Genomic DNA, 8344 nt, shown 5'->3' with positions numbered 1-8344 from the left:
GTCATAGGCATTGCTGGCGATAAAACGCAGCGCCGCTGCACCATCGGCGGCATGGTCACAGGCGTGCCCTTCTGACTCCAAGGTGGCCCGCAGACTCTCCGCCAAGGTTTGCGAATCTTCGACGATCAGCAGCCGCATCGGCGCAGGCCGCCGTTAGTCCAGCACGCGGCAGAACACCGCCTTCAAATAGCGCGACTCCGGCACCTGCGCCAGCCACGGATGATCGGCACCGGCACCGGCCACCTTCAGCACCTGCACGGTGCGGCCAGCGTAAAACGCGGCACGCCGCAGCATGTCGAGGAATTGCTCTTCGCTGACCAAACCCGTGCAGCTGAACGTGGCAAACAGGCCACCGGGCTTGACCGTGGCCAGCGCCAATTTATTCATGTCCAAATATTTCTTCAGTGCAGTGATGACCTGTTCGCGGTCGCGGGTCATCTTCGCCGGGTCCAGGATGACGACGTCATACAGATCGCCCTTGGCGGCCGCTTCGCGCAACCACGGAAAGATATCGGCCTGCACGAAACGCGGTTTGACGTGATTGAGATGCGCGTTGTCCTTGGCAATGTCGATCACCGCCGGGTCGATATCAATCCCCACCACGTCCGCTGCGCCGCGCACCGCGGCATACACCGCAAAACCGCCGGTGTTGCAGCACAAGTCCAGAACGCGCTTGCCGGTGCATTGATGACTCAGCCATTCGCGATTTTCGCGTTGGTCGGCAAAGAAACCGGTCTTGTGCGCACCGGCCGGATCCGCGCGAAATTGGATGCCGTATTCGCGGATGATGGCCGGCTGCGTGCCCAAGGTGTCCTTGTAGTCGAAGCTTTCCTGCTTCTGCACATGCTCATCGGCAAAACTGTGGAAACGGCAACCGGGAAAGAGTTCGCGCAGTGCGTTGAAAATCCATTCGCGATGCCGCCATGCGCCAGCGCTGAAAAACCCGACCACCAGCAAATCATCGTAGCGGTCGATCACCAGCCCGCTGATGCCATCACCTTCGCTATGGAAGACCCGCCATGCATTGCTCACCGCATCCAGCTGCAGAAACTCGCGACGCAACCGCACCGCTTCCGCAATCTTGCGCAAGAACCAGCCGGCATCCACCGCCACATCCGGGTCGTTTTCCAGCATGCGCAGCGCAATCCGCGAATGCCCGTTGTAGAAACCGCGCCCCATGAACACGCCGTCCACGCCCACCACCTCGACAATGCTGCCGGGCTTGGGCCGCTGCGCGGGCTTTTCGACCAAGCGCTGGAAAATCCACGGATGGGTGGAATGCCAGGCGTTCTTCAGGCGGACTTGGGGCAGGGGCTCGGTCATGGCGATATTCATGTTTCGGACGCAGGAATTGTGTATTGTCGCCCAAGAAGGGGAGTAACTCCGCGTACGGATGTCGTCAATACGGGTCTGCTGTTGCTCAGCACACATCCCGGCACCGTGGCAGGCCACTGGTCTGTGAGTGAGACCTTCGCCGAATGGCGAAGCGTGCCTCTTCCTTGCATCCTGCATGGACACGTCCGTCACTCACATGGCGGAGTTGGCATGCAAACGATTGGAACCCCCTTGCTGTGGCTGGTATTTGCCGGCGTGGTCGTGGCCGCGCTGGTGATCGACCTGGTGCTGATGCGCCACGGCGGCCCGCACAAAGTGACGTTCAAGGAAGCCACCTGGTGGAGCCTTGGCTGGGTGGCACTGGCACTGGCCTTCAACGGCTGGCTGTGGTGGTACACCGGGCAGCAGTTGGGCGTGGCGGCCGGCAATCGCATCGGCATGGAGTTCCTGACCGGCTATCTGGTGGAAAAAGCGCTGGCGATCGACAACATCTTTGTGTTCCTGATGTTGTTCGGCTATTTCGCCGTGCCCGAAGCGCAACGCCAGCGTGTGCTGGTGCTTGGCATCCTCGGTGCCATCCTATTGCGCGCGATCCTGATCTTCATCGGCGCAGCCTTGCTGGCACGCTTTCACTGGGTGCTGTACCTGTTCGGTGCATTCCTGCTGCTGACCGGCGTGAAAATGTGGCGGGCGGCGGGCGACCCACCGAATCTGGAACACAACCCGGTACTGCGCTGGGTCACCGCGCATTTGCCGTTCCTGCGCCGCTATTACGGCAGCGCGTTGTGGATTGGCGCAGGCAGCCGCCGCAAGTTCACCCCGCTGTTCATCGTGCTGGTGATGATTGCGATCACCGACGTGATCTTTGCGGTGGATTCGATCCCGGCGATCTTCGCGATCACCGCGGATCCGTTCATCGTGCTGACTTCGAACGTGTTTGCCGTGCTCGGCTTGCGTGCGATGTTCTTCCTGCTGCAGGGCATGGCCGACCGCTTCCATCTGCTGCCTTACGGGCTGGCCTTGGTGCTGTGCTTCATCGGCGTGAAGATGCTGTTGGCCGATCTCTACAAGGTGCCAATCCCGCTGGCATTGGGGATGGTGGCGCTGATCATCGGCAGCACGATTGCGTTGAGCCTGCTACGCCCCGCACACGCCAAGCCGGAACCGCCCTTGTCCTGACCGCCACGGCACCCCACTTTGACAGGATGTCCACGCCACTGCCCCGTGACGCCCAACGCCAAAGCGACCGCCGTCGCTTTCGGCGTGCCCTCAATGGCAGCCTTGCCTTCACGCTGCTGCTGTGGCTGTGCTTCATCGCCCAACAGACGTTCAATTGGGAATTCCTGAGCGTCACCCCGCATTCGATGGCAGGCTTGTTGGGCCTGCTGACCGCGCCCTTGTTGCATGGCTCGGTGGAACACATCCTGGCCAATACCACCGGCATATTGCTGCTGGGCACATTGGCCGGTACCACTTACCCGAAGGCGACCCTGCGCGCACTGCCGCTGCTGTGGCTGGGTTCCGGACTAGGCGCATGGCTGCTGGGCGATCCCGGCTCGCATCACTTGGGGGTCAGCGGCGTCACCCATGGGCTGATGTTCCTGGTGTTCACGTTGGGCCTGTTGCGCCGCGACCGTGCTGCCATCGCGGCCGGCATGATCGCGTTTTTGTTTTTCGGCGGCATGTTGATGACCATCCTGCCGCACGAGGCCGGCGTGTCGTGGCAGTCACATCTGGGCGGCGCAGTAGGCGGCGTGGTGGCTGCGTTCCTGTTTCGTCGCAGTGATCCGCTGCCGGTGCGGGCGAAATACAGCTGGGAGATTGAAGAAGAACTCGAACAACAGCGCAATGATCACGCCCACGACACCTTCGAACCCCGCGCCCCCGACGATGTACCGGTGTTGTGGCAGCACGCGGCCATGCCCGAAGAGCGCGGCAAGGTGCTGCCGTTTCGGCGGCCGGATTCCGTGGAATGAATCTGCATTGAGCTGCGGTTGCGGGTTTGCGCATTAAGCTTGCGCCCTATGCGTATTCCAGCCTTCAGTCTCACCAGCAGCGTGCTGTGTACCCTGCTTGCCGCCTGCGCCAGCACGCCTGCCCCCAAAGCGCCTGCCATCACCGCACCCACCGTGCAGGTACCGCCAGTCAAGGTTGGCTTGGCACTCGGCGGCGGCGCCGCCAAAGGGTTTGCGCATATCGGCGTGATCAAGATGCTGGACGCCAACGGCATCCATCCGGTGGTGGTGGCCGGCACCAGCGCCGGCAGCGTGGTCGGTGCACTGTATGCCAGCGGCATGGATGCCTATGCGCTGCAACAAAAAGCGGTGGCGTTGGATGAAGCATCGATTCGCGATGTCAGCCTGTTTTCCGGTGGTGTGGTGAAGGGCCAGAAGCTGGAGGATTACGTCAACGCGCAAGTGGGTGGGCGGAAATTCGAACAGCTCAAAAAGCCCTTCGCCGCAGTGGCAACACGGCTGGAAGACGGGCAACGCACGGTCTTCGTGCGTGGCAACGTGGGCCAGGCGGTGCGCGCCTCCAGCTCGATCCCGGGGGTGTTTGAAGCCGTGAGTATCGGCAAGTATCACTATGTGGACGGCGGCGTGACCAGTCCGGTGCCGGTGGATGCCGCGCGTGAGCTGGGTGCCGATGTTGTGATCGCGGTGGACATCAGCAGCAAAGCCAACGGCATTGCCGATTCCGGCAGCTTGCTGGGTAATGTCAATCAGAGCATCACCATCATGGGGCAGAAATTGGGTGCGCTGGAATTGGCGCGTGCCGACGCGGTGATCCGGCCCAAGGTCAACGACATCGGCGCTGCCGATTTCGCCCAAAAAAACCGCGCCATTCTAGAAGGCGAACGTGCCGCGCAAGCCATGCTGCCGCAAATCAAAGCCAAGCTTGCGCAACTGCAAGCCCAGCGCCAGGCACAAGCACAACAAGCCGCCAACACCAAAGCCGCACAAGCCCGCGAAGCCGAACGCAAAGCCCGCTGCGCCCAACAAACCGGCTGGCTGGACAATCTGCGGCGTGATGCGGATTGCCGGACGGATTAGCGTTCGGTCACGCCAACGCCATGCCCATACACCAACTTGCCACCCAGCCAACCGGTGGCCAACAGCGTCAGCAGGCCCAGTCCGCTAAGCGATAGCGCCAACAGACTCGGCGCAATCAGTTGTTGGTGGTCGATGCGCAAAAACAAGCTGGCGGCGTACAGGCTCCAGCTGGTCAGGGCCAAGCCCATATGCTGATAGGCCGTTCGCTCGGCGGGGTGGTTCGCAGGCAGTTTGAGCAACTCGATAAACCCCGCCGTCGCTGCCAACAACCCCAGCGCGCAACCCAAGGCCAGCAATACCGCTGCCAGCAATTGCAGCGGGCCTGTGCGCCAAAACAGTGACAGTGCGTCGGCCATGCTGGCCAGCGTCCAGCAGGCGACAGGAAAATGCACCAGTGCCGGATGCAGCGGGTGCTTCATTGCATCACCACCGCCGCGATCAGCAGCAGTGCACCGGTGATGGCAAAACCGGCGTGGGTCAGCACCACGCGCTTGATGGCAACACGCTTGCCGTAGTGCACCGACGCCAGATAGAAGCCAAAGCACGCGGTTATCACAAATACACCCAGCGCCACTAACGGCAAGGTGCCAATGCGGTCGGCGGTCAGAATGGCCGCCCCCAGCAGTAACAAGCCACTGGCACCCAGCAGCGCATGCAAAAGTGACACCGCCCACGGTGCCAATTTTCCGCGCAATACGAATGATGCCAATACCAAACCGCCACACGCGGTTAGTAAAAATACGATCAGTGCATACAACAACATGTCAGTCTCCTTGGTTGCATCGATTTCAGGTAGTGCGTGATTGCGGTTCAGATGGACAATGCGCTGATTCGTACCATCACCGCCTCGGTGATACGCGCACAGCGCGCACCTAGGAATGAAAAAGCATCAGCTGCGCCAGCGGTGACTTGCTCGTGCAATGCATTGCGCAGCAAGCGGCGGGCGCGATGCAGACGGGTCTTCACCGTTTCTTCCAGTACGCCAAGTGCAGCTGCGGTCTCTTCGGCTGTGCAGCCTTCAACATCGCGCAGCACGTACACCAAGCGGAATGCTTCCGGTAGTGCATCCACGGCATGCTCCAACGCACGGCGTAGTTGCGCGCGCACGGCTGCATCCAGCGGATCGTCGGCTTGCGCCACACCAGGAAAGGGAATTACCCGCGCCAAGGTGCGCGGCTGTGCGTCGATGGTGTCGATACCCACGGTGTCCTGCCTCCGGCGTAAACGGCCATATGCCTCGTTCAATGCGATCCGGGTCAACCATGTGGCCAGCGAGGCTTCACCGCGAAAGCTGGCGAGCATTTCATAGGCCCGCACATAGGCTTCTTGCACCACATCTTCGGCCTCGATGTCGTCGTGCAAGACACTACGCACCACGCGGTACATGCGCTGGTTGCAGCGTTGGGTGATGTGCCGGAAGGCATCACGCTGACCCGCAAGCACGCATGCCACCAATTGCGCATCATCTAGTGGGGTGTCATCGCGTGCGGTAATGGACGTCGTCATGGGTGTGCTCCGGTTCAAGCCGACAGTGCTTTGAGAATGTCGCTGCGATATGGTTCGTGCAGGCATTCGCCAAGCAAACGGCGGGTCACCATGCTGGTGCCATGTGTGTGCACCCCGCGCGTACTCATGCAACCATGGCTGGCTCGGATCACCACGGCTACGCCACGTGGTTGTAACTGTTGTTGCAAGGTATCGGCAATTTCAGCTGTCAGTCGTTCTTGTATTTGCAAGCGCCGCGCGTAGGCATCCACCAACCGTGCCAACTTGGAAATACCCACCACCGTGCTGCCGGGCAGATAGGCCACATGTGCCACCCCGTGGATAGCGGCCATGTGGTGCTCACACACCGATTGCACGGGAATATCGCGCAGCACGACCAAATCGTCATAGCCCGATGCCGCAAACCGCCGGCCCAGTAGTGCGGCAGGGTCTAACTGGTATCCACCAAACCACTCTGCATATGCACGTGCGACCCGTGCCGGGGTCTCCAGCAAACCTTCGCGTGCAGGGTCATCACCGGCCCAGCGAATCAACGTGCGCACCGCTGCCTCGGCCTGCGCACGGCTGGGGCGAGCCTCCTCCAGAACGCTAGCCTGGATGGCTTCGGGCGACCCAGCGCGCGAATTCAATTCCAACATGCAACACCTCGTGTCATCGGTTTCAAAACGGCAGATGCGCGAGTGCAAAAAAGGTTCCCGATTTTTGAAACGCAAACGGCCCGCTTGTGCGGGCCGTTTGTGATACCGCTTGGCACATTGGACGTTAGTTGACGCTGACCGCACTCCACGCCGCCGCCACCGCGTTGTACGGCGCCGAGCCATTGCCATACAAATCCGCCGCCGCGCTCAACGTGGCTGTGCGGGCTGCTGCGTAGTTGGTGCTGGATGTCATGTACACGGTCAGGGCGCGGTACCAGATCTTGCCGGCCTTATCGCGGCCAATCCCGGTCAGTGCGGTATTGCCATTGCACACCAGCTTGGCGGGGGTCAGGTTGGCCCAAGAGCCTGCACCAAAGCCATTAGGCACCACTGCGCCCTCTGCCAGCAGGTAGTAGAAGTGGTTGGCCACGCCCGAGCTGTAATGCACGTTTAGTGAACCGATCGAGGATGCATAGCAATCCGCCGATGCCTTGTCCAAGCTTGGCTTGAACATCCAACGGATTGCTTTCTTCATGTCGGCATTGTTGGGGAACAACTTTTCGCCCATGACATAGTCGGCGGGGTCGGCGGCATTGTTGGCGTAGTACTCGACCATGGTGCCGAAAATGTCTGACGTGGCTTCATTCAAGCCGCCAGACTCACCGCTATACACCAGTGCGGCCGAGCGACTGGTCACGCCGTGCGACATCTCGTGACCCGCCACATCAATGGCCACCAGCGGATAGATCGTGGCACCGTTGTCGCCATCACCAAAGGTCATGCAGTAGCAACCATCACTCCAGAAGGCGTTCTGATAATTGCGACCGTAATGCACGCGGGTCACCGCGCCGGTACCGGCACCGTCGATACCGTTACGGCCATGCACGTTCTTGTAGTAATCCCAGGTCATCTGGATGCCGTAATGCGCATCGGCTGCCACGGTCTGCGAATTGCTGACCAAATTGTTACCCCAAGTGTTGCTGCTGGCGGAGTACACGCTACCCATGCCGACGGTCTTCATCGCCATATTGTGTGTTGCGCCGCCGCCTCGGGTCATATCCACCATGCGATAGCTGCTGCCGCATTGGGTGGTGTTCAGCGCCACATTGCCTTCGGTCAGGCTTTTGCCAACACCGACCACGGCGGTGGCACCATTGCATGTGCTGCTGCCATCCGGGCCTGGAACTGCAGTTTCAATACCATCCCATTGCTCAAGGATTTTGCCGTTGCGTGCATCCACGAAGTAATGCATTTCGGTCGGGGTTTGGTCGGCCTTGATGCCGTTGAACACGACTTCGTGCGCCAACACCGGGGCGGTGTTACGTGCGTACACCACGCTGCGGGCGGTCGGTGCACCAAAGAATTGGGTACCAAAGCGCGCGCCGGCTTCTACGATCGCTTGGTCGCGGCTAACTTGCGCCCGCAGCGATGGACGCTGCGCGCTGGTCAGCGTCTGGCTGACGCTTGCCAACTTGCCATTGCGCGAATGCACCACAAAATCACCGCCGATGACCGGCAGGCCATTCCATGTGCGGTTGTAACGCACGTGCTCGTTGCCATTGGCATCGACCACCGCATCGCGGGCAACCAGCACGTCGGCCGCGGCGCGGCGCAACATGGCGGCATTTCCACCAATCAAGACATCGGCACGGGCGATTGCCGCAGATCGAAGGGATACCGCTGCATCCGCCGGCGCCGCAGCAACGGCCAAGGTGGACGCAATGGCGAGAGACAGCAGACTGGCTTGTACTTTCATGGCGCGTTCTCCGTGGTAATCAGATCCGACCGATGCCGTGTCGGGATTGGGTCAAA

The 8344-nt window shown here is 60.9% G+C and carries 9 protein-coding genes; 3 read left to right on the top strand and 6 right to left on the bottom strand.

The window, feature by feature from the left end; translation table 11 throughout:
• Nucleotides 1-153 precede the first annotated feature (153 nt).
• On the bottom strand, nt 154-1323 hold the full coding sequence (locus PK789_RS06505) for a class I SAM-dependent rRNA methyltransferase (protein ID WP_223629031.1): 1170 nt from the start codon (nt 1321-1323) through the stop codon (nt 154-156).
• Between the two features lie 222 nt (nt 1324-1545).
• Between PK789_RS06505 and PK789_RS06500 the strand changes: the two genes are divergently transcribed.
• The 3 genes from PK789_RS06500 to PK789_RS06490 are packed head-to-tail and all read left to right on the top strand — an operon-like array spanning nt 1546 to nt 4388.
• A complete protein-coding gene (locus PK789_RS06500; protein WP_223629030.1) occupies nt 1546-2514 on the top strand; it encodes a TerC family protein in 969 nt (322 codons plus the stop codon).
• Between the two features lie 26 nt (nt 2515-2540).
• Entirely contained in the window at nt 2541-3311 is a 771-nt protein-coding gene (locus tag PK789_RS06495) for a rhomboid family intramembrane serine protease (RefSeq protein WP_223629029.1), read from the top strand.
• A gap of 48 nt (nt 3312-3359) precedes the next feature.
• Nucleotides 3360-4388 carry a patatin-like phospholipase family protein gene (locus PK789_RS06490; protein ID WP_324307854.1) on the top strand — a complete coding sequence of 343 codons (1029 nt, stop codon included), beginning with the start codon at nt 3360-3362 and terminating at the stop codon, nt 4386-4388.
• Here PK789_RS06490 and PK789_RS06485 read toward each other — a convergent pair.
• The 5 genes from PK789_RS06485 to PK789_RS06465 all read right to left on the bottom strand — a co-directional run bounded on the left by PK789_RS06485 (nt 4385) and on the right by PK789_RS06465 (nt 8288).
• Nucleotides 4385-4807 carry a DUF2231 domain-containing protein gene (locus tag PK789_RS06485; RefSeq protein WP_324307852.1) on the bottom strand — a complete coding sequence of 141 codons (423 nt, stop codon included), beginning with the start codon at nt 4805-4807 and terminating at the stop codon, nt 4385-4387. The two genes, PK789_RS06490 and PK789_RS06485, sit on opposite strands and share 4 nt — an antisense overlap.
• Nucleotides 4804-5151, bottom strand: coding sequence for a hypothetical protein (locus PK789_RS06480; RefSeq protein WP_324307851.1), 348 nt, complete (start codon nt 5149-5151; stop codon nt 4804-4806). The genes PK789_RS06485 and PK789_RS06480 overlap by 4 nt, the downstream gene beginning before the upstream one ends.
• Before the next feature lie 47 nt (nt 5152-5198).
• The gene (locus PK789_RS06475) at nt 5199-5894 is read right to left on the bottom strand and encodes an RNA polymerase sigma factor (RefSeq protein WP_324307849.1); all 696 of its coding nucleotides are present in this window, start codon (nt 5892-5894) and stop codon (nt 5199-5201) included.
• 14 nt (nt 5895-5908) lie between these two features.
• Nucleotides 5909-6532 carry a GTP cyclohydrolase I FolE gene (gene folE, locus PK789_RS06470; protein ID WP_324307848.1) on the bottom strand — a complete coding sequence of 208 codons (624 nt, stop codon included), beginning with the start codon at nt 6530-6532 and terminating at the stop codon, nt 5909-5911.
• Nucleotides 6533-6656: 124 nt separating this feature from the next.
• The gene (locus PK789_RS06465; protein WP_324307847.1) at nt 6657-8288 is read right to left on the bottom strand and encodes a M4 family metallopeptidase; all 1632 of its coding nucleotides are present in this window, start codon (nt 8286-8288) and stop codon (nt 6657-6659) included.
• Nucleotides 8289-8344: the final 56 nt, after the last annotated feature.

It is taken from the genome of Thermomonas sp. (assembly GCF_035369645.1).
In the GTDB taxonomy this organism is placed as follows: Bacteria; Pseudomonadota; Gammaproteobacteria; order Xanthomonadales; family Xanthomonadaceae; genus Thermomonas.
The sequence above is the reverse complement of the archived record's forward strand: the minus strand, read 5'-3'. Positions and strand labels throughout refer to the sequence as shown.